The sequence below is a fragment of the Pseudomonas sp. 18175 genome, assembly GCF_050432925.1.
In the GTDB taxonomy this organism is placed as follows: Bacteria; Pseudomonadota; Gammaproteobacteria; order Pseudomonadales; family Pseudomonadaceae; genus Aquipseudomonas.
On the sequence record NZ_JBKFTO010000009.1, the window covers coordinates 52126 to 71043 of the forward strand.

18 protein-coding genes and 1 pseudogene are annotated in these 18918 nt (G+C 58.5%); 12 read left to right on the forward strand and 7 right to left on the reverse strand.

The genetic code is table 11. From position 1 onward, the window contains the following. Window positions 1–75 precede the first annotated feature (75 nt). From rsxB to ACLD1Y_RS14265, 3 genes and pseudogenes are all read left to right on the forward strand, one after another. Window positions 76–462 (forward strand): annotated as a pseudogene (rsxB, locus tag ACLD1Y_RS14255) (electron transport complex subunit RsxB); the annotation flags it as partial. An 875-nt stretch (window positions 463–1337) separates the two neighbouring features. Further along, window positions 1338–1976 carry an endonuclease III gene (gene nth / locus ACLD1Y_RS14260; protein ID WP_429478554.1) on the forward strand — a complete coding sequence of 213 codons (639 nt, stop codon included), beginning with the start codon at window positions 1338–1340 and terminating at the stop codon, window positions 1974–1976. 107 nt (window positions 1977–2083) lie between these two features. Beyond that, window positions 2084–2266 carry a PA3496 family putative envelope integrity protein gene (locus ACLD1Y_RS14265; RefSeq protein WP_429478555.1) on the forward strand — a complete coding sequence of 61 codons (183 nt, stop codon included), beginning with the start codon at window positions 2084–2086 and terminating at the stop codon, window positions 2264–2266. An 82-nt stretch (window positions 2267–2348) separates the two neighbouring features. On the opposite strand, the gene ACLD1Y_RS14270 is transcribed toward ACLD1Y_RS14265, so the two are convergent. The 3 genes from ACLD1Y_RS14270 to ACLD1Y_RS14280 all read right to left on the reverse strand — a co-directional run bounded on the left by ACLD1Y_RS14270 (window position 2349) and on the right by ACLD1Y_RS14280 (window position 5846). Further along, a complete protein-coding gene (locus ACLD1Y_RS14270) occupies window positions 2349–2981 on the reverse strand; it encodes a response regulator transcription factor (protein ID WP_094064811.1) in 633 nt (210 codons plus the stop codon). A 609-nt stretch (window positions 2982–3590) separates the two neighbouring features. After that, window positions 3591–4808: an argininosuccinate synthase gene (locus tag ACLD1Y_RS14275; RefSeq protein WP_012722490.1), complete on the reverse strand. Its 1218-nt coding sequence runs from the start codon at window positions 4806–4808 to the stop codon at window positions 3591–3593. Window positions 4809–4937: 129 nt separating this feature from the next. Continuing rightward, on the reverse strand, window positions 4938–5846 hold the full coding sequence (locus ACLD1Y_RS14280) for a flagellar protein MotY (protein ID WP_429478556.1): 909 nt from the start codon (window positions 5844–5846) through the stop codon (window positions 4938–4940). A gap of 156 nt (window positions 5847–6002) precedes the next feature. Between ACLD1Y_RS14280 and pyrC the strand changes: the two genes are divergently transcribed. Both pyrC and rnt read left to right on the forward strand, forming a co-directional pair. Further along, a complete protein-coding gene (gene pyrC / locus ACLD1Y_RS14285; protein ID WP_429478557.1) occupies window positions 6003–7049 on the forward strand; it encodes a dihydroorotase in 1047 nt (348 codons plus the stop codon). Then, window positions 7046–7717: a ribonuclease T gene (rnt, locus tag ACLD1Y_RS14290; RefSeq protein WP_017738287.1), complete on the forward strand. Its 672-nt coding sequence runs from the start codon at window positions 7046–7048 to the stop codon at window positions 7715–7717. Before pyrC ends, rnt begins: the two co-directional genes overlap by 4 nt. Window positions 7718–7784: 67 nt before the next feature. Here rnt and ACLD1Y_RS14295 read toward each other — a convergent pair whose 3' ends face one another. Further along, window positions 7785–8387 carry a peroxiredoxin gene (locus tag ACLD1Y_RS14295; protein WP_071487543.1) on the reverse strand — a complete coding sequence of 201 codons (603 nt, stop codon included), beginning with the start codon at window positions 8385–8387 and terminating at the stop codon, window positions 7785–7787. 244 nt (window positions 8388–8631) lie between these two features. Here ACLD1Y_RS14295 and ACLD1Y_RS14300 point away from each other — a divergent pair, with 244 nt between their 5' ends. Both ACLD1Y_RS14300 and bfr read left to right on the forward strand, forming a co-directional pair. Continuing rightward, window positions 8632–8850: a bacterioferritin-associated ferredoxin gene (locus tag ACLD1Y_RS14300; protein WP_429478558.1), complete on the forward strand. Its 219-nt coding sequence runs from the start codon at window positions 8632–8634 to the stop codon at window positions 8848–8850. 200 nt (window positions 8851–9050) lie between these two features. After that, on the forward strand, window positions 9051–9521 hold the full coding sequence (gene bfr, locus ACLD1Y_RS14305; RefSeq protein WP_429478559.1) for a bacterioferritin: 471 nt from the start codon (window positions 9051–9053) through the stop codon (window positions 9519–9521). 64 nt (window positions 9522–9585) lie between these two features. On the opposite strand, the gene grxD is transcribed toward bfr, so the two are convergent. Then, entirely contained in the window at window positions 9586–9924 is a 339-nt protein-coding gene (grxD, locus tag ACLD1Y_RS14310; RefSeq protein WP_135287643.1) for a Grx4 family monothiol glutaredoxin, read from the reverse strand. 77 nt (window positions 9925–10001) lie between these two features. Then, the gene (locus ACLD1Y_RS14315; RefSeq protein ID WP_429478560.1) at window positions 10002–12110 is read right to left on the reverse strand and encodes a molybdopterin oxidoreductase family protein; all 2109 of its coding nucleotides are present in this window, start codon (window positions 12108–12110) and stop codon (window positions 10002–10004) included. Window positions 12111–12545: 435 nt separating this feature from the next. Here ACLD1Y_RS14315 and argF point away from each other — a divergent pair, with 435 nt between their 5' ends. Together argF and ACLD1Y_RS14325 are read left to right on the forward strand one after the other, a co-directional pair. Beyond that, the gene (gene argF, locus ACLD1Y_RS14320; RefSeq protein WP_429478561.1) at window positions 12546–13466 is read left to right on the forward strand and encodes an ornithine carbamoyltransferase; all 921 of its coding nucleotides are present in this window, start codon (window positions 12546–12548) and stop codon (window positions 13464–13466) included. Then, window positions 13463–14572 carry an ABC transporter ATP-binding protein gene (locus ACLD1Y_RS14325; RefSeq protein WP_429478562.1) on the forward strand — a complete coding sequence of 370 codons (1110 nt, stop codon included), beginning with the start codon at window positions 13463–13465 and terminating at the stop codon, window positions 14570–14572. The genes argF and ACLD1Y_RS14325 overlap by 4 nt, the downstream gene beginning before the upstream one ends. Before the next feature lie 267 nt (window positions 14573–14839). Here ACLD1Y_RS14325 and ybaK read toward each other — a convergent pair whose 3' ends face one another. Further along, on the reverse strand, window positions 14840–15310 hold the full coding sequence (gene ybaK / locus ACLD1Y_RS14330) for a Cys-tRNA(Pro) deacylase (RefSeq protein WP_429478563.1): 471 nt from the start codon (window positions 15308–15310) through the stop codon (window positions 14840–14842). A gap of 327 nt (window positions 15311–15637) precedes the next feature. Here ybaK and ACLD1Y_RS14335 point away from each other — a divergent pair, with 327 nt between their 5' ends. The 3 genes from ACLD1Y_RS14335 (at window position 15638) to ACLD1Y_RS14345 (ending at window position 18908) form a co-directional block, all read left to right on the forward strand. After that, complete coding sequence (locus ACLD1Y_RS14335; RefSeq protein WP_429478564.1) at window positions 15638–16492, forward strand: MIP/aquaporin family protein; 855 nt, start codon at window positions 15638–15640, stop codon at window positions 16490–16492. Between the two features lie 71 nt (window positions 16493–16563). Beyond that, window positions 16564–18069, forward strand: coding sequence for a glycerol kinase GlpK (glpK, locus tag ACLD1Y_RS14340; RefSeq protein WP_135287638.1), 1506 nt, complete (start codon window positions 16564–16566; stop codon window positions 18067–18069). A gap of 83 nt (window positions 18070–18152) precedes the next feature. Next, window positions 18153–18908, forward strand: coding sequence for a DeoR/GlpR family transcriptional regulator (locus ACLD1Y_RS14345; RefSeq protein WP_017526345.1), 756 nt, complete (start codon window positions 18153–18155; stop codon window positions 18906–18908). Window positions 18909–18918: the final 10 nt, after the last annotated feature.

The following is an 18918-nucleotide window of genomic DNA, read 5'->3' on the forward strand; positions in this document are numbered from 1 at the left end:
TTCAGCTAGTCCCCCCTTCTCGCTTGCCGGATAATCAGCTTCTATTTGTTTAACCGGCATGCCAATGATCACAGCATGAATCTCACTCAACGTATCGACGCGCTGCTACCGCAGACCCAATGCGGTAAATGCGGGCACCCGGGCTGTAGGCCCTACGCCGAGGGCATCGCCAAAGGCGAGGCCATCAACAAGTGCCCGCCGGGTGGACAAGAGACCATCGTCAGCCTGGCGCATCTGCTAAGCGTTCCGGTGCTGGATCTGGACACCACACGTGGCGAAGCGCCAGCGCAGATCGCCTATATCCGTGAGGCCGAGTGCATTGGCTGTACCAAATGTATCCAGGCTTGCCCGGTGGATGCGATTGTCGGTGCCGCCAAGCTGATGCATACCGTGATCATCGACGAGTGCACCGGTTGCGACCTGTGTGTGGCGCCCTGCCCTGTTGACTGTATAGAGATGCGCCCACAGGCGAGCGTGCTGCCGATCGTGGGCGGCCTGGCGAGTACCGACCACGAACGTCGCGAACGTGGGCTCAAGCGTGATCGTGCGCGGCGACGGTTTGAACAGCGTAACGCCCGCCTGCAACGGGAAGAAGAGCACAAGCTCGCCGAACGCCTGGCCCGCGCCAAGCGTTCAGGCCCCGTCGAAGCACAACAGCAAGCCCCCCATCAAGCGGCCAACGACGCGGCGATCAAGAAAGCCAAGATCGGTGTTGCGATGAGCCGCGCCCAGTTGCATAAGTCCCTAAAGGCATTCGGCCATCCGCCGACCTTTGAGCAGCAATCCCAGTTGGTGGTCCTGCAGCACCAATTCGAAACCGCAGAGCAAGCACTCGCCATGCTGGAAGCGAGCAGCCCACCGCCGCCGCCAACAGCGAAAGACCCTGAGCTCAAGCGCGCAAAAATCCAGCTGGCCATGCGCCGCGCCGAACTGAAAAAAGCCCAGGACCAGAATGCTGACCCACAGCAACTGGCAGCCTTGAGTGCTGCGCTGGCCGTTGCGGATCAAGCCCTGCATGCGGCTGAAGCAATCTCCGAGCAACCGCTACCAGAGCTACAACGCATAGAGAAGCGCCCCATCGACAGCCAACTGCGCCAATTGAAAACTGCCCTGGCCTACGCCCGCGCCGATGTCAGCAAGCTGCAACGCCAACCCGAGGTCAGTGTGGATGAACTTAACGCGGCTCAACACAAGCTTGAAGAAGCACAACGCCAGGTAGACGCCCATGTCAGCGGGTGAATCGTCACTTGTTACGTATCACTGACGACGCCACATTGGCCGCTTGCCTGGGCTATTACTGACATTCCGCTGACCGCCTGCAAGGAGCCATCAGTCCCATGAACGCAGCAAAACGCCTGGAAATTTTTCGCAGGCTTCACGAAGACAATCCAGAGCCCAAGACCGAGCTGGCCTACTCCTCGCCGTTCGAGTTACTGATTGCGGTGATTCTGTCGGCCCAGTCCACGGACGTTGGCGTAAACAAGGCCACGGCCAAACTGTACCCGATGGCCAACACCCCGGAGGCTATCTACGCCCTTGGCGTGGAAGGGTTGTCGGAGTACATCAAGACCATTGGCTTATATAACAGCAAGGCCAAGAACGTTATCGAGACGTGCCGCTTGCTGGTGGAGTTGCATGGCAGCGAAGTACCGCAGACCCGCGAGGCCCTTGAAGCCTTGCCGGGTGTAGGCCGAAAAACCGCCAACGTGGTGCTCAACACCGCTTTCCGGCAACTGACCATGGCGGTGGACACACATATTTTTCGCGTGAGCAACCGCACCGGCATCGCCCGAGGCAAGAACGTTGTGGAGGTGGAAAAGCAGTTGATGAAATTTGTACCCAAGCCCTACCTGCTTGATTCACACCACTGGCTGATCCTGCACGGACGCTATGTTTGCCAGGCCCGTAAGCCGCGCTGCGGCAGCTGTCGCATCGAAGACTTGTGTGAATACAAGGACAAGACCTCCGACGATTGAGGATTCATTAGCTTTCTCGATAAGCCGATTGAAAAAATCTTTTTTACCCATTCATGGATTATCGTTATAAGGAGCGCCAACGGCAGTCTTAGCCCGGAGTGAACCTTATGAGCACTGGCAAAGAACAACTGGAAGTGGAAGACGACCTTGTTGAGTCGGATGACGATGGGGCAGAAGCACCTGTGGCAGAGGTGGCCAAGACCAATCTGAGCAAACGCCGCACTATCGATAACCTTCTGGAAGAGCGACGCTTGCAAAAACAACTGACCGATTATGACTTTGACCTCTGAATTGGGCAGTCGACGACCGGAAGCCTCCTGACGGAGGCTTTTTTTGCCGGTGAAACAGGCTAATCGATTTGCAACGCGCGCCCTACACCAGCCCGTTACGCTGGGCCAGCTCAATCAAGTCCACCAGTGAGCGAGCATTGAGCTTTAGCAGCAGGCGGGTTTTGTAGGTGCTGACGGTCTTGTTGCTGAGGAACATGCCGTCGGCGATCTCCTTGTTGGTCTTGCCCCGCGCCAATTGCTGCAACACCATCATCTCCCGGCCCGACAGGCGTTCGACCATGTCGGCCTCGCTGGCATTGCCCATCGTGGAGCGCACCGAGTTGAGCGCTTGGTTAGGGAAATAGCTGTAGCCAGAAAGCACAGCCTTGATTGCACTGAGCAACTCCGTCAGGTCCTGCTGCTTGCACACGTAGCCAGCAGCCCCCGCCTGCATACAACGCATGGAAAAATGCCCAGGCGCCTGAGACGTCAACACCAACACCTTGAACGGCGTCGGTTGTTTGGTGGACGAAAGCCGGCAAATAACTTCCAGGCCATCAAGTTTGGGAATTCCAATATCCAGTATGACAATGTCCGGCATATGCTCCCGCGCAAGTTGCAACGCATCGACACCGTTATCGGTCTCTGCAACGACCTCATAACCATGACGCTCCATCAGCATACGTACAGCAAGACGAATGACGGGGTGATCATCCACGATCAGCACTTTATTCATGTGAAAGTCCAATTTCGCTGTTCGAATTATTTAGAGCAAGCACAATAGCCTAGTCGTTTCCTAGTTGGCATAGCATTCCCCCCCAAGCAACAGCAAGCAGAGACCCAACCCACAAACATAAAGGAAATGCCCTACAAAAAAACGCCGACCCAGATGTATCCACTTTTATGGAGCCTTTCAGACCTTTCCCGGGCCTTACATGTTTTGACTCAAATCTGCCAGAAATACGGGGGGCACGGTATACGTGCCGCACAGGAGTTTCAGGAAACACCCCTTGCCTTGTTTCTATACACGGGTAAGCAGGCCGGAAAAATTCAGCCATTTCAGTTCCATTTAACATATTTATTTACACCAATAATTCCTACAGAAATTTCGGCAACTTACACCGCTGCCATACTTCCATGAGTGAATTTTCTGTAAGACTAGTTCCTAGTCAGGTGTAAAAAAATCATTCCCCCTACGAGGATTCCAAAAAGCCAGTAGTTTAAAATCCAAGAAAAAACACTATCAAGTGTTTAACCAGCATAAACATCACGATCATGTTTAAATCTGCAGGCAAAAAAAATGGCCCCTTGAACAAGGGGCCATTTTTCACAACACGCGAACTACTCAGAACAACGAACGGCCTTTATTGGCAGCAATGCGCATGCGCAATGCGTTCAACTTGATAAAGCCTGCTGCGTCCGCCTGGTTGTAAGCGCCACCGTCTTCTTCGAACGTGGCGATATTGGCGTCGAACAATGAATCGTCGGACTTGCGGCCGGTAACAATCACGTTGCCTTTGTACAGCTTGAGGCGCACAACGCCGTTCACATGAGCCTGGGAGGCGTCGATCATCTGTTGCAGCATCAGACGCTCAGGGCTCCACCAGTAGCCGGTGTAGATCAGGCTGGCGTACTTGGGCATCAGCTCGTCTTTGAGGTGAGCCACTTCGCGGTCGAGGGTGATGGACTCGATGGCGCGGTGGGCGCGCAGCATGATGGTGCCGCCTGGAGTTTCGTAGCAGCCACGGGACTTCATGCCCACGTAACGGTTCTCGACGATGTCGAGGCGACCGATACCGTGTTCACCGCCGATACGGTTCAGGGTCGCCAGCACAGTGGCCGGAGTCATTTCGACGCCGTCCAGCGCGACGATGTCGCCGTTGCGGTAGGTCAGTTCCAGGTACTGCGGCTTGTCTGGAGCGTTCTCCGGGGAGACGGTCCATTTCCACATGTCTTCTTCGTGCTCGGTCCAGGTGTCTTCCAGCACGCCGCCTTCATAGGAGATGTGCAGCAAGTTGGCGTCCATCGAGTACGGGGACTTCTTCTTGCCGTGACGCTCGATCGGGATTGCGTGCTTTTCAGCGTAATCCATCAGCTTTTCACGGGACAGCAGGTCCCATTCACGCCAAGGGGCAATCACTTTCACGCCTGGCTTGAGAGCGTAGGCACCCAGCTCGAAACGCACCTGGTCGTTACCCTTGCCGGTGGCGCCATGGGAAATGGCGTCAGCGCCGGTTTCGTTGGCGATTTCGATCAAGCGCTTGGCGATCAGCGGACGTGCGATGGAGGTACCCAGCAGGTACTCGCCTTCGTAGACGGTGTTGGCGCGAAACATCGGGAAAACGAAATCGCGGACGAACTCTTCGCGCAGGTCGTCAATGTAGATCTCTTTCACGCCCATGGCTTGCGCCTTGGCACGTGCAGGTTCGACCTCTTCGCCCTGACCCAGGTCAGCGGTGAAGGTCACCACTTCACAGTTATAAGTATCCTGCAGCCACTTGAGGATCACCGAAGTGTCCAGGCCGCCGGAATACGCGAGAACGACCTTGTTTACGTCGGCCATGCCATCACTCCACGGGGTTGTACGGAAAGGCGACGATTCTACCGACCAAAACCGTGAATTTACAGGGGCGCGACAGCAAATGAAGATAAAGCGACAGATTATGTCGAGCGAGCGACCGATGGTCGCTCGTTATGAGGTGGCTGCCGGATTGCTTGGCGTTGTGGCCTGGGGCGCCGGTTTCTCGGGGGTTGCCACTCGCTCAAGCTGGATATTGACCCGACGGTTGCGTGCCCGGTTGGCGGCATTGGTGTTGGGCGCCAGCGGATAACTTTCGCCGTGAAAGCGCAAGGTGACCTGCGACTCCTGGATTCCGTTGGCCTTGAAGTAGTCCATGACCGCCAATGCACGACGGCGAGATACGTCACGGTTGGTCAGACGGTTGCCGCTATTGTCCGAATGGCCATTGAGTTCGATATGGTTAACCGTGGGATCAGCTTTCATATAAGCGAGAATCACCGACAGCTTCTGCTTGGCAGCCGCGTCCAGTTCGATGCCACCACCGGGGAACCCCACCTCGGTCTGTTTGACCTGGTCGTAATTCATCGGCAACAGCTTGGCGGTGCACAGTTGATAGTCGTTGTAGGCCTTGTTGAATTTCACCGGCAACAGGCGGACTTCCGAATAGCTCCCTTCACGCCCGTAATGCCGCACGGTGGGGCTACGACCTTCAAGCAGACCGTTGAATAACCGTCCAGCCTGGGCCTGGGAACTGTTGAACAACACATCGCCGCTGCCGGCACGTACGGCGCCAAGGTTGATATCACCTCGACCTGGCTGCCACGGTGCTGCGGCGGCCAGCAAGGTTGCGGAACCGCCGCCAAACGAGCCGTTATAGGTTTTCAGACGAAACGTCGCCTGCTCTCCGGCCCGACGCACGAACTCACCCGAGCCGAAATCGGTGATCGGCTGAGTCAGGCGGCACTCGAACTGGTCGCCCTCAACCTTCCACTCAATATTCTCCAGACGTGTCTGGAACGTGAGGGCCATCGCAGGCAGGCTGGCGAACACACTGAGCAGGGCTAGATATTGCTGGCGCACGGGAGGCTCCACTGGTTTCTACAACACTTCAAAGCGTCATACATCGATAAGGCATACAAAAGGCTATCGGATGCATCCTGCAAAACTTGATAGCGAGTGCCTGCAAGAGTCTTTTCCGGTAGCATTCCCACCAGATTGACCCGCCTGGAATCCCCAATGTCCGACCGCCTGACCCTGCTGCGTCCCGACGACTGGCATATTCATCTTCGCGATGGTGCTGCGTTGCCCCAAACCGTGGCCGATGTGGCGCGCACGTTTGGCCGTGCCATCATCATGCCTAACCTGGTACCACCGGTGCGCAATGCCGCTGAAGCCGACGCCTATCGCCAGCGAATTCTCGCTGCGCGGCCGGCCGGCAGCCGCTTCGAACCGTTAATGGTGCTCTACCTCACCGACCGCACCCAGCCCGAAGAGATTCGCGAGGCCAAGGCCAGCGGCTACGTGCACGCCGCCAAGCTGTACCCGGCGGGCGCGACCACCAACTCCGATTCTGGCGTGACCAGCATCGACAAGATCCTGCCCGCCATCGAAGCCATGGCCGAAGTTGGTATGCCGCTGCTGATCCACGGTGAAGTCACCCGTGGCGACGTGGACGTGTTCGACCGCGAGAAGATCTTCATCGACGAGCATATGCGCCGCGTGGTCGAGCTGTTCCCGACCCTCAAGGTGGTGTTTGAACACATCACCACGGCCGATGCCGTGCAGTTCGTCAACGAGGCTTCGGCCAACGTCGGCGCGACCATCACCGCCCATCACCTGCTGTATAACCGCAACCACATGCTGGTTGGCGGGATTCGGCCGCACTTCTATTGCCTGCCGATCCTCAAGCGCAACACCCACCAGGTGGCGCTGCTGGATGCCGCGACCAGCGGCAACCCGAAGTTCTTCCTCGGCACCGACTCGGCGCCCCACGCCCAGCACGCCAAGGAAGCCGCGTGCGGTTGTGCCGGTTGCTACACCGCCTATGCGGCCATCGAGTTGTATGCCGAAGCATTCGAACAGCGTAATGCCTTGGACAAGCTTGAAGGTTTCGCCAGCCTCAACGGCCCGCGCTTCTACGGCCTGCCGGCGAATACCGATCGCATCACCCTGGTCCGTGAAGACTGGACCGCCCCTGCCAGCCTGCCGTTTGGCGAGCTGACTGTTATCCCGCTGCGCGCCGGTGAAACACTGCGCTGGCGCCTGCTGGAGGAAAGCAAGTGAGTGAAGACCATTACGATGACGAACACGAGCACAGCGGTGGCGGTTCCCGTCACCCGATGGCCGAGCGGTTTCGCGGCTATCTGCCGGTTGTCATCGACGTAGAAACCGGTGGTTTCAATTGCGCCACCGACGCATTGCTGGAAATCGCCGCGACCACCATCGGCATGGACGAGCAGGGCTTTGTGTTCCCGGAGCACACCCACTTCTTCCGCGTCGAACCGTTCGAAGGCGCCAATATTGAAGCCGCCGCTTTGGAATTCACCGGGATCAAGCTCGATCACCCACTGCGCATGGCAGTGAGTGAGGAAGCAGCGCTGACCGATATCTTCCGTGGCGTGCGCAAGGCGCTGAAGGCCAATGGTTGCAAACGCGCGATCCTAGTGGGTCATAACAGCAGCTTCGACCTGGGTTTCCTGAACGCCGCCGTGGCGCGGCTGGACATGAAGCGCAACCCGTTTCACCCGTTCTCCAGCTTCGACACCGCCACCCTCGCTGGCCTGGCTTATGGCCAGACGGTATTGGCCAAGGCGTGCCAGGCAGCCGGTATCGACTTTGACGGTCGTGAGGCCCACTCGGCGCGCTACGACACCGAGAAAACGGCCGATCTGTTCTGCGGCATCGTCAACCGCTGGAAGCAGATGGGTGGCTGGGAAGATTTCGGCGACTGAAGCCAGATCCCATCCATAAAAAAACCGGCCTTTTAACAGGCCGGTTTTTTTGTGCCGCGATTCTGGCTTACAGCTTGCCAGCGTTCTCGGTCAGGTAAGCCGCAACGCCTTCTGGCGAAGCGTTCATGCCTTTGTCGCCTTTTTTCCAGTTGGCTGGGCAGACTTCGCCGTGCTCTTCGTGGAATTGCAGAGCGTCGACCAGGCGGATCAGCTCTTCCATGTTACGGCCCAGTGGCAGGTCGTTAACGATCTGGGAGCGAACAACGCCTTTGTCGTCGATCAGGAATGCGCCACGGAAAGCCACGCCGCCTTCGGACTCAACGTCGTAGGCCTTGGCGATTTCGTGCTTCAGGTCGGCAGCCATGGTGTATTTGACTTTGCCGATGCCGCCATCATTGATGGCAGTGTTGCGCCAGGCGTTGTGGGTGAAATGGGAGTCGATGGATACGGCTACCACTTCAACGTTACGCGCCTTGAAATCGTCCATGCGGTGGTCCAGAGCGATCAGCTCCGAAGGGCAGACGAAGGTGAAGTCCAGCGGGTAGAAGAACACCAGGCCGTATTTGCCTTTGATGGCTTCAGACAGTTTGAAGCTGTCTACGATTTCGCCATTGCCGAGGACGGCAGGTACGTCGAAATCCGGGGCTTGTTTGCCGACGAGTACGCTCATTGGGTATCTCCTGATGTAAGGGTGACGATTGAAGTAAAAGGACCGCCTCCCAGTCTGCCGTGTATAAGCGACAGCCCTGTGACGCAGTCACGCTTCGTGAAGACCGACCATCATACACTGAAAAAACCGTTCGTCAGTGAAGGCGCCGCGCCAGCCAATACCTGACGAATCTACTTTGACAATCATTCTCGTTAACATTAAGATCCATCGCACTTAAGCCTTAAACCCGCGACGGTTCTCCCTTATGTATGTGTGCCTCTGTACTGGCGTCACCGACGGACAAATCCGCGAAGCAATCTATGAAGGTTGCTGCAGCTACAAGGAAGTGCGTGAAACCACCGGCGTTGCCAGCCAGTGCGGCAAATGTGCTTGCCTTGCCAAGCAAGTGGTACGGGAAACCCTGACGCAGCTGCAAACAGCCCAGGCCGCGCTCCCCTATTCAGTAGAATTTACACACGCTTAATTGGGCGTGTTTTAAAGAACCGGACTTAGAGTCCGGTTTTTTTATGCCTGCAATTCAATTAGTTAGCGCGAAGACGCGGAACACAAACATTCTTATTCCGATTAATTTTCATTTATTATTCAATAACTTAGGTTTGACACTAAGGTTTTCGCCGCTCAAACTCCGCCCATACACAGCTATTACAGGGCAGGACCCCAGTCATGAAAGGCGACATCTCAGTCATCCAGCAACTCAACAAAATCCTTGCCAATGAACTGGTCGCGATCAATCAGTACTTTCTGCATGCACGCATGTACGACGATTGGGGCCTGGAAAAGCTGGGCAAGCGTGAATACAAAGAATCCATCAAAGCCATGAAGGACGCCGACGCGCTGATCAAGCGCATCCTGTTCCTCGAAGGCCTGCCGAACGTACAAGACCTGGGCAAGCTGAACATCGGCGAGCACACCCGGGAAATGATCAGCAGCGACCTCAAGTTCGAGCACAAGAGCCACAGCGACCTCAAGGCCGCCATTGCTCACTGCGAAACCAAAGGCGACTTCGGTAGCCGTGAACTGCTGGAAGATATCCTCGAAGACCAGGAAGAACACATCGACTGGCTGGAAACCCAGCTGGGCCTGATCGTTAAAGTCAGCCTGGAAAACTATCTGCAATCGCAGATGGGCGAATAAGCCCAAGCAGGCAGGCACAAAAAAGCCCCGCTCTCTCACGAGAAGCGGGGCTTTTTATTGCGCATCAAGCGTCGGTCTTGGCCGCCGCGTTTGCCGCTGCTTCTTTGATCAGCGTTTGCAGCGAACCATCAGCCGCCATCTCAACGATGATGTCGCTACCGCCGACCAGTTCACCGGCAACCCACAGCTGTGGGAAGGTTGGCCAGTTGGCGTACTTTGGCAGGTTGGCGCGAATCTCAGGGTTTTGCAGGATATCCACGTAAGCGAACTTCTCGCCGCACGCCATGATGGCCTGGGAGGCTTTCGCGGAGAAACCGCACTGAGGAGCGTTTGGAGCGCCCTTCATGTAAAGCAGAATGGTGTTGGCAGCAATCTGCTCTTTGATCGTTTCGATGATATCCATGGAACACCTCGGCTGGAACTTTGCGACTCACAGGTCGGCACGGTGGCGCATTGTAACGCAAAATTCCAGCGTGGTGCTCAGGCCGCTGCGACCTGTACGGGAACGCCATTCAATGCAGCATTGCCTGACAACTCATCCACCTGCCGCTCGTCGGTCAAGTCGTTGGCGCTGGCCCCTGGCTGCCCGCTGGCAATTGCCATCTGCACACCAGGCCGAGCATGGCCCCAGCCGTGGGGCAGGCTGACCACCCCGGGCATCATGTCCAGGCTGGCGACCACCTCCACTTCAATCATGCCGATGCGCGAACTCACCCGCACCCGCTGGCCGTCGCTTAATTGTCGGCTGGCCAAATCGTCGGGATGCATCAACAACTGATGCCGAGGCTTGCCCTTCACCAAGCGGTGGTAGTTATGCATCCAGGAATTGTTGCTACGTACATGCCGACGGCCGATCAATAACAACTCGTCCGCCACGGGCACCGCCTGCGCGGCAAACCGCGCCAGGTCAGCAAGAATCACCGGGGGCGCCGCTTGCACCTTGCCATCAACGGTTTTTAGGCGTGCTGCAAGGTTAGCCTTCAGCGGACCCAGGTCAACACCATGGGGATGATCCGCCAGCATCGCGACTGACAGCTTGTGCTCGGACACATCACCGTAAACCCCGGCACGCAGCCCGAAGTCGATCATCTGCGCGGGCGCCACGGTCGGTTTAAGCACCACGCCCGTCTGCGCAGCAAACGCCTGGGCCAGGCCGACGAAAATCTCCCAGTCATGCAGCGCGCCTTCCGGCTTGGGCAGGATGGCGCGATTGAAGCGGGTGACATTGCGCACCGCGAACATATTGAAGGTGGTGTCGTAGTGATCGTTTTCCAGCGCCGAGGTGGACGGCAGGATCAGGTCGGCGTAACGCGTGGTCTCGTTGATATAGAGGTCGATGCTGACCATAAACTCCAAGCCATCGAGCGCCTGCTCCAACTGACGACCGTTCGGCGTGGACAACACTGGATTGCCGGCCACGGTCACCAGCGCGCGGATTTGCCCTTCGCCCTCGGTGAGCATTTCCTCGGCCAGCGCCGACACCGGCAATTCGCCACCGTACTCCGGTCGCCCGGAAACCCGGCTCTGCCAGCGGTTGAAATGCCCGCCACCGGTGGACGCCACCAAGTCGACCGCTGGCGTGGTGCACAGCGCTCCGCCGACACGGTCCAGGTTACCGGTGACCAGGTTGATCAGTTGCACAAGCCAATGGCACAGCGTGCCGAACGCCTGGGTCGACACGCCCATACGTCCATAACACACGGCCTTGTCGGCGCCGGCGAAGTCCCGTGCCAACTGGCGGATCTGCTCGGCTGGCACCGCACACTGGGGGCTCATGGTGTCGGCGGTAAACCCCGCAATGGCACGGCGCACATCCTCCAGGCCTTCGACCGGGAGATGACTATCGCGGGTCAGATTCTCGCTAAACAAGGTGTTGAGCACCCCGAACAGCAACGCAGCATCCCCGCCAGGACGTACGAACAGGTGCTGGTCTGCCATAGCTGCCGTCTCACTGCGCCGAGGGTCAACCACCACCACCTTGCCACCCCGGGCCTGGATAGCCTTGAGGCGCTTCTCCACATCGGGCACGGTCATGATGCTGCCATTGGACGCCAGCGGGTTGCCTCCCAGGATCAGCATGAAGTCGGTGTGGTCGATGTCCGGAATCGGCAGCAACAGGCCATGACCGTACATCAAGTGGCTGGTGAGGTGATGGGGCAATTGGTCGACCGAGGTCGCAGAAAACCGATTGCGTGTCTTGAGCTGGCCCAGGAAGTAGTTGCTGTGGGTCATCAGCCCATAGTTGTGCACGCTGGGGTTGCCCTGATACACCGCCACCGCGTTCTGCCCATGACGCGCCTGAATGCCAGCCAGCTTTTCGGCTACAAGCGCAAAGGCGTCTTCCCACGGGATTGGCAGCCATTCACTGCCCACCCGCCGCATGGGTTGGTGCAGGCGATCCGGGTCGTTCTGAATATCCTGCAATGCCACGGCCTTGGGGCAGATATGCCCACGGCTGAACGTGTCCAACGCGTCGCCCTTGATCGAGGTGATCGCCAGGCTGCCGTCATCGGCTCGGGTGGTTTCCAGGGTCAGGCCGCAGATGGCTTCACACAGATGGCAGGCACGGTGATGGAGAGTCTTGGTCATGGCCAGTCTCTTTATTAGGGCTTTAAACGCACTATGGGCCGCGACCGGAAAGGGCACCAGCATCGTTCGTCGTGTGAATCGCCGGGCATCAGGCCTGGACATGGCTAAGCATGAGCAAATGTTTCAGAAACTTCCCACATCCCCCCTGAAACCGACACAACCTGGCCTGGGCCCGCCCCCGCGCATTGCAAAAGGTTGCAGGGCCAGTGTACAAATGGCCCGCTGCTGTCTGGAAACCGTCTTCAAAAGCGCTCTAGCGCCCTTCTTGAACACCCATAAAAACCGTAGCCCTATTGGTAAGACGCGACATTTAATTATAAGATCGCGCCTTCCCCTATTTCGTCGCCCCGTGCGGCTTTCGCCGCAGGTCTCGCCCGTTGTCACAATAAACAAGGCTTTGAGTATCTGCGGTCTGTTGCAAAAAGGTAGTTAATGATGAGCGCAAGGCACTTTCTCTCCCTGATGGATTGCACGCCCGAAGAGCTGGTCAGCGTGATCCGTCGAGGCATTGAGCTTAAAGACCTGCGTAACCGCGGCGTACTGTTCGAGCCTTTGAAAAACCGCGTGCTCGGCATGATTTTCGAGAAGTCGTCGACCCGCACCCGCGTCTCTTTCGAGGCTGGCATGATCCAACTGGGTGGCCAAGCCATCTTCCTGTCGTCGCGCGATACCCAACTGGGCCGTGGCGAGCCGGTGGCCGACAGCGCCATCGTGATGTCGAGCATGCTCGATGCAGTGATGATCCGTACCTTTGCCCACAACACCGTGACCGAGTTCGCCGCCCACTCCCGCGTGCCGGTGATCAACGGCCTGTCCGATGACCTGCACCCGTGCCAGTTGTTGGCCGACATGCAAACCTTCCTCGAACACCGTGGCTCGATCCAGGGCAAAACCGTGGCCTGGATCGGCGACGGCAACAACATGTGCAACAGCTATATAGAGGCGGCGATCCAGTTCGACTTCCACCTGCGCGTTGCCTGCCCAGAAGGCTACGAGCCTGACGCCCGCTTCCTGGCACAGGCCGGCGAGCGCGTGACCCTGGTGCGTGACCCGCGTGACGCCGTGGTTGGCGCACACCTGGTGAGCACCGACGTCTGGACCTCCATGGGCCAGGAGGACGAAACCGCCAAGCGCCTGGCCCTGTTCGCGCCGTACCAGGTCAACCGTGCCTTGCTCGACCTGGCCGCGCCGGACGTACTGTTCATGCACTGCCTCCCCGCGCATCGCGGCGAAGAAATCAGCCTCGACCTGCTGGACGACCCACGTTCGGTCGCTTGGGCCCAGGCCGAAAACCGCCTGCACGCACAAAAGGCCCTGCTCGAATTCCTCGTCCCGCCGTCGTACCACCACGCATGAGCCAGCCCATCCTGCTGAATCTGCGCAATCTGGCATGCGGCTATCAAGATCAACGGGTGGTGCAGAACCTCAATCTGCACCTCAACGCTGGCGATATCGGTTGCCTCCTGGGTTCCTCGGGCTGTGGCAAGACCACCACCCTGCGGGCAATTGCCGGTTTCGAACCGGTGCACGAAGGTGAAATCAGCCTGGCGGGCGAAGTCATCTCCAGTGCCGGTTTCACACTGGCCCCAGAGAAACGTCGCATCGGCATGGTATTTCAGGATTACGCGCTGTTTCCCCACCTCAGCGTGGCCGACAACATCGCCTTCGGCATTCGCAAGCACCCGCAAAAAGACCGGGTGGTTAACGAGCTGCTGGAGCTGGTCAACCTGAAAAACCTGGGCAAGCGCTTCCCCCACGAGCTTTCCGGCGGCCAGCAACAGCGTGTTGCACTCGCCCGCGCTCTGGCGCCGGAACCGCAACTGTTGTTGCTGGACGAACCGTTCTCCAACCTCGACGGCGAACTGCGGCGCAAGCTCAGCCATGAGGTGCGCGACATTCTCAAAGCACGGGGCACCAGTGCGATCCTGGTCACCCATGATCAGGAAGAAGCGTTTGCGGTGAGCGATCACGTGGGTGTCTTCAAGGAGGGTCGGCTTGAGCAGTGGGATACGCCCTACAACTTGTATCACGAGCCTCAGACACCTTACGTCGCAAGCTTTATCGGCCAGGGTTATTTCATCCGTGGCCAGTTGAGCTCGCCGGAGTCCGTCAGCACCGAGCTGGGCGATCTACGTGGCAACCGTGCCTACGCTTGGCCCACCGGTGGTGCCGTTGATGTGTTGCTGCGCCCGGACGACATCGTCTACGCGCCAGACAGCGCGTTGAAAGCGCGAATCGTAGGTAAGACGTTCCTTGGCGCATCAACCTTGTACCGCCTGCAATTGCCAACGGGCGCGCAGTTGGAGTCGATTTTCCCCAGCCACGCTGACCATCAGGTAGGCGCGGATGTGGGGATTCGGGTGGCGGCGGAGCATCTGGTGCTGTTCAAGGCTTCAGGCAGTGTGGCGGCGCAGATTCCGCGATCCGATTCAGGCGTTCGCCGTTACAGCGTTACTCACTGACAAAACCGGATCAAAAATGTGGGAGCGGGGGGGGGGGGGGGGGGGGGGGGGGGGGGGGGGGGGGGGGGGGGGGGGGGGGGGGGGGGGGGGGGGGGGGGGGGGGGGGGGGGGGGGGGGGGGGGGGANCACTGACAAAACCGGATCAAAAATGTGGGAGCGGGCTTGCCCGCGATAGCGCTGTATCAGTCACTGTATCTTTGACTGGTCCACCGCAATCGCGGGCAAGCCCGCTCCCACATTTCGATTTTCTTATATTTCAAAACAGGCTCAGGCCCGGCCAATCGGCGCAAATTTGGCCTGGGTATGTTCCGCCAACACCGCTGCCGACAGCTCCACTTCCAGCCCCCTTCTGCCCGCACTCACAAAAATCGTCGCAAACGGCTGCGCTGTTTCATCAATAAAGGTGCGCAAGCGCTTCTTCTGCCCCAACGGGCTGATGCCCCCCAGCAAATAGCCAGTAGAGCGTTGCGCCGCCGCAGGGTCGGCCATTTCGACTTTTTTAACCCCCGCCGCATTCGCCAAAGCTTTCAAGTCCAGACTTCCGACGACCGGCACCACCGCCACCAATAATTCGCCTTTCTCACTGCTGGCCAGCAAGGTCTTGAACACCTGCGCAGGGTCCAGGCTCAACTTTTCCGCGGCCTCCAGGCCATACGATGCCGCCTTGGGATCATGTTCATAACTGTGGATACGATGTTCGGCGCGAACTTTTTTCAACAGGTCCAATGCAGGGGTCATGCTGGCTCCAGGCGTGGCAAACAGATGGCCGATAATAGGCCAAGCCCGCGCAAAACGCTCTAGTACGCCCACTCTTAAGGTGCACGCGCATTGTGACAAGCGTGATCATTCACCAGACCAATAGTTTCAAAGTGACTAACGGTTCACTTTCGACCTTTGACAGCGGTCATTCTTGTCTATATTTTTTCGTTTCCGAATACTGTAGGAATGCACCTACAGCAATCGAGCAGCAAGCCGTGACCGGGATGGGGATCCTTGCCACGGTGAAAATCGCGCAACACTCCGTTGAGAGCGTGCGCCAGACAAGAACAACAACTGAGGTTTTCCATGACTACTGCTCTTCAACAGCCTTCACTTTCGAGCCAATGCATGGCCGAATTCCTGGGGACTGCGCTTCTGATCTTCTTCGGTACAGGATGTGTCGCTGCGCTCAAGGTTGCGGGTGCCAGCTTTGGCTTGTGGGAGATCAGCATCATCTGGGGGGTAGGCGTCAGCATGGCAATCTACCTGAGCGCCGGTATTTCCGGGGCCCACCTCAATCCGGCAGTCAGCATTGCACTGTGCATTTTTGCCGACTTCGACAAACGCAAACTGCCCTTCTATATCCTCGCCCAGATCGCCGGCGCCTTCTGCTCCGCGGCGTTGGTGTACACCCTCTACAGCAATCTGTTTTTCGATTACGAACAAACCCACCACATGGTGCGTGGTTCACAAGCCAGCCTGGAATTGGCGTCGGTGTTCTCCACCTACCCCCATGCGCTGCTGAGCACTGCCCAGGCGTTCCTGGTGGAAATGGTCATCACCGCCATCCTGATGGGCGTGATCATGGCCCTCACCGATGACAACAACGGCCTGCCACGCGGCCCGCTGGCCCCACTGCTGATCGGCCTGCTGATCGCGGTGATCGGCAGCGCCATGGGTCCGTTGACCGGCTTTGCGATGAACCCCGCGCGGGATCTGGGGCCCAAGCTGATGACCTTTTTCGCTGGCTGGGGTGAAATAGCCTTTACTGGCGGCCGCGATATTCCTTACTTCCTGGTGCCGATTTTCGGCCCCATTGTCGGCGCATGCCTGGGTGCTGCGGCCTACCGTGGGCTGATCGCCCGCCACCTGCCGAGCGCCGCACCTGCTATAGCTGAAACAACTGACACGGCTGTCAACGGCAAGACCCGTATTTCCTGATAGCGCCAGCCTGGCCCCTGCCCTACGCGGTCCAGGCTGATTTCTGACTTCCTTATTCCAAGGCATTTGACATGACCGACATCCAGAATAAGAACTACATCATTGCCCTCGACCAGGGCACCACCAGTTCCCGCGCGATCATCTTTGACCGTGACGCCAACGTGGTTTGCACCGCCCAGCGCGAATTCGCCCAGCACTACCCGCAGGCGGGTTGGGTTGAACACGACCCAATGGAAATCTTCGCCACCCAGAGCGCAGTGATGGTCGAAGCCCTGGCCCAGGCCGGCTTGCACCATGACCAGGTCGCCGCCATCGGCATCACCAACCAACGTGAAACCACCGTTGTGTGGGACAAGGTCACTGGCCGCCCGGTGTACAACGCCATCGTCTGGCAGTGCCGCCGCAGCACCGAGATCTGCCAGCAGCTCAAGCGCGACGGCCACGAGCAATACATCAGCGACACCACCGGCCTGGTCACCGACCCGTACTTCTCCGGCACCAAGCTCAAGTGGATCCTCGACAACGTAGAAGGCAGCCGCGAACGTGCGCGCAACGGCGAATTGCTGTTCGGCACCGTCGACAGCTGGCTGATCTGGAAATTTACCGGCGGCAAGACCCACGTCACTGACTACACCAACGCCTCGCGCACCATGCTCTTCAACATCCACACCCTGGAGTGGGATGCGAAGATGCTGGAGATCCTCGACATTCCGCGCGAGATGCTGCCGGAAGTTAAGTCGTCGTCGGAAATCTACGGCCGCACCAAAAGCGGCATCGCCATTGGCGGTATCGCCGGTGACCAGCAAGCCGCGCTGTTCGGCCAGATGTGCGTAGAAGCCGGCCAGGCCAAGAACACCTACGGCACCGGCTGCTTCCTGCTAATGAACACCGGCGACAAGGCGGTGAAATCCAAGCACGGCATGCTCACCACCATCGCTTGCGGCCCGCGTGGCGAAGTGGCCTATGCCCTGGAAGGCGCCGTGTTCAACGGCGGCTCCACCGTCCAGTGGCTACGTGATGAGCTGAAAATCATCAACGATGCCCACGACACCGAATATTTCGCCGGCAAGGTCAAAGACAGCAACGGCGTCTACCTGGTGCCCGCTTTCACCGGTCTAGGTGCTCCGTACTGGGACCCGTACGCCCGTGGCGCGCTGTTCGGCCTGACCCGTGGCGTCCGCGTGGATCACATTATTCGTGCAGCGCTGGAGTCGATTGCCTACCAGACCCGCGACGTACTCGACGCCATGCAACAGGACTCCGGCGAACGCCTCAAAGCCCTGCGCGTGGACGGCGGCGCGGTGGCCAACAACTTCCTGATGCAATTCCAGGCCGACATCCTCGGCACCCAGGTCGAGCGTCCGCAAATGCGCGAAACCACAGCACTGGGCGCAGCCTACCTGGCGGGCCTGGCCTGCGGCTTCTGGGGTAGCCTGGATGAGTTGCGCGGCAAGGCGGTGATCGAGCGCGAATTCGAACCCCAACTGGAAGAAAAGGAAAAAGAGAAACTCTACGCCGGCTGGCAAAAAGCCGTCAGCCGCACCCGCGACTGGGAGCCCCACGAAGGCGCTGAATAAGCCAACCGCGGGTTGTAACTGGCAGGGAGCAGATTCCTGCGTCATCATGGGCCACTTTTGTATGGCAGCCCTAAGGACGTCCCATGAATCTGCCTCCCCGCCAACAACAAATCCTCGAACTGGTCCGCGAACGCGGCTACGTCAGTATCGAGGAAATGGCGCAGCTGTTCGTCGTCACCCCGCAAACCATCCGCCGCGATATCAACCAGTTGGCGGACGCCAATCTGCTGCGCCGCTACCACGGCGGCGCGGCCTATGACTCCAGTGTCGAAAACACCGCGTACGCCATGCGTGCCGACCAAATGCGCGATGAGAAACAGCGCATCGGCGAAGCCATTGCTGCGCAGATCCCCGATCACGCCTCGCTGTTCATCAACATCGGCACCACCACCGAATCCATCGCCCGCGCGCTGCTCAACCACAACCACCTGAAAATCATCACCAACAACCTCAACGTCGCCACCATGCTCAGTGCCAAGGACGACTTCGACGTGCTGCTGACCGGCGGTAACGTGCGCCGTGATGGCGGTGTGGTGGGCCAGGCCAGCGTCGACTTCATCAACCAGTTCAAGGTGGACTTTGCCTTGGTGGGGATCAGCGGTATTGACGAAGATGGCAGCCTGCTGGACTTCGACTACCAGGAAGTGCGGGTGTCCCAGGCGATCATTGCCAATGCGCGCCAGGTGATCCTGGCGGCGGACTCCAGCAAATTTGGGCGCAATGCCATGATTCGCTTGGGGCCGATCAGTTTGGTGGATTGTTTGGTGACCGACCAGCAGCCGGTGCCGGCGTTGGTGCAGTTGCTCAATGAGCACAAGGTTCGCCTGGAAGTCGTGTAGCGCCTGTACC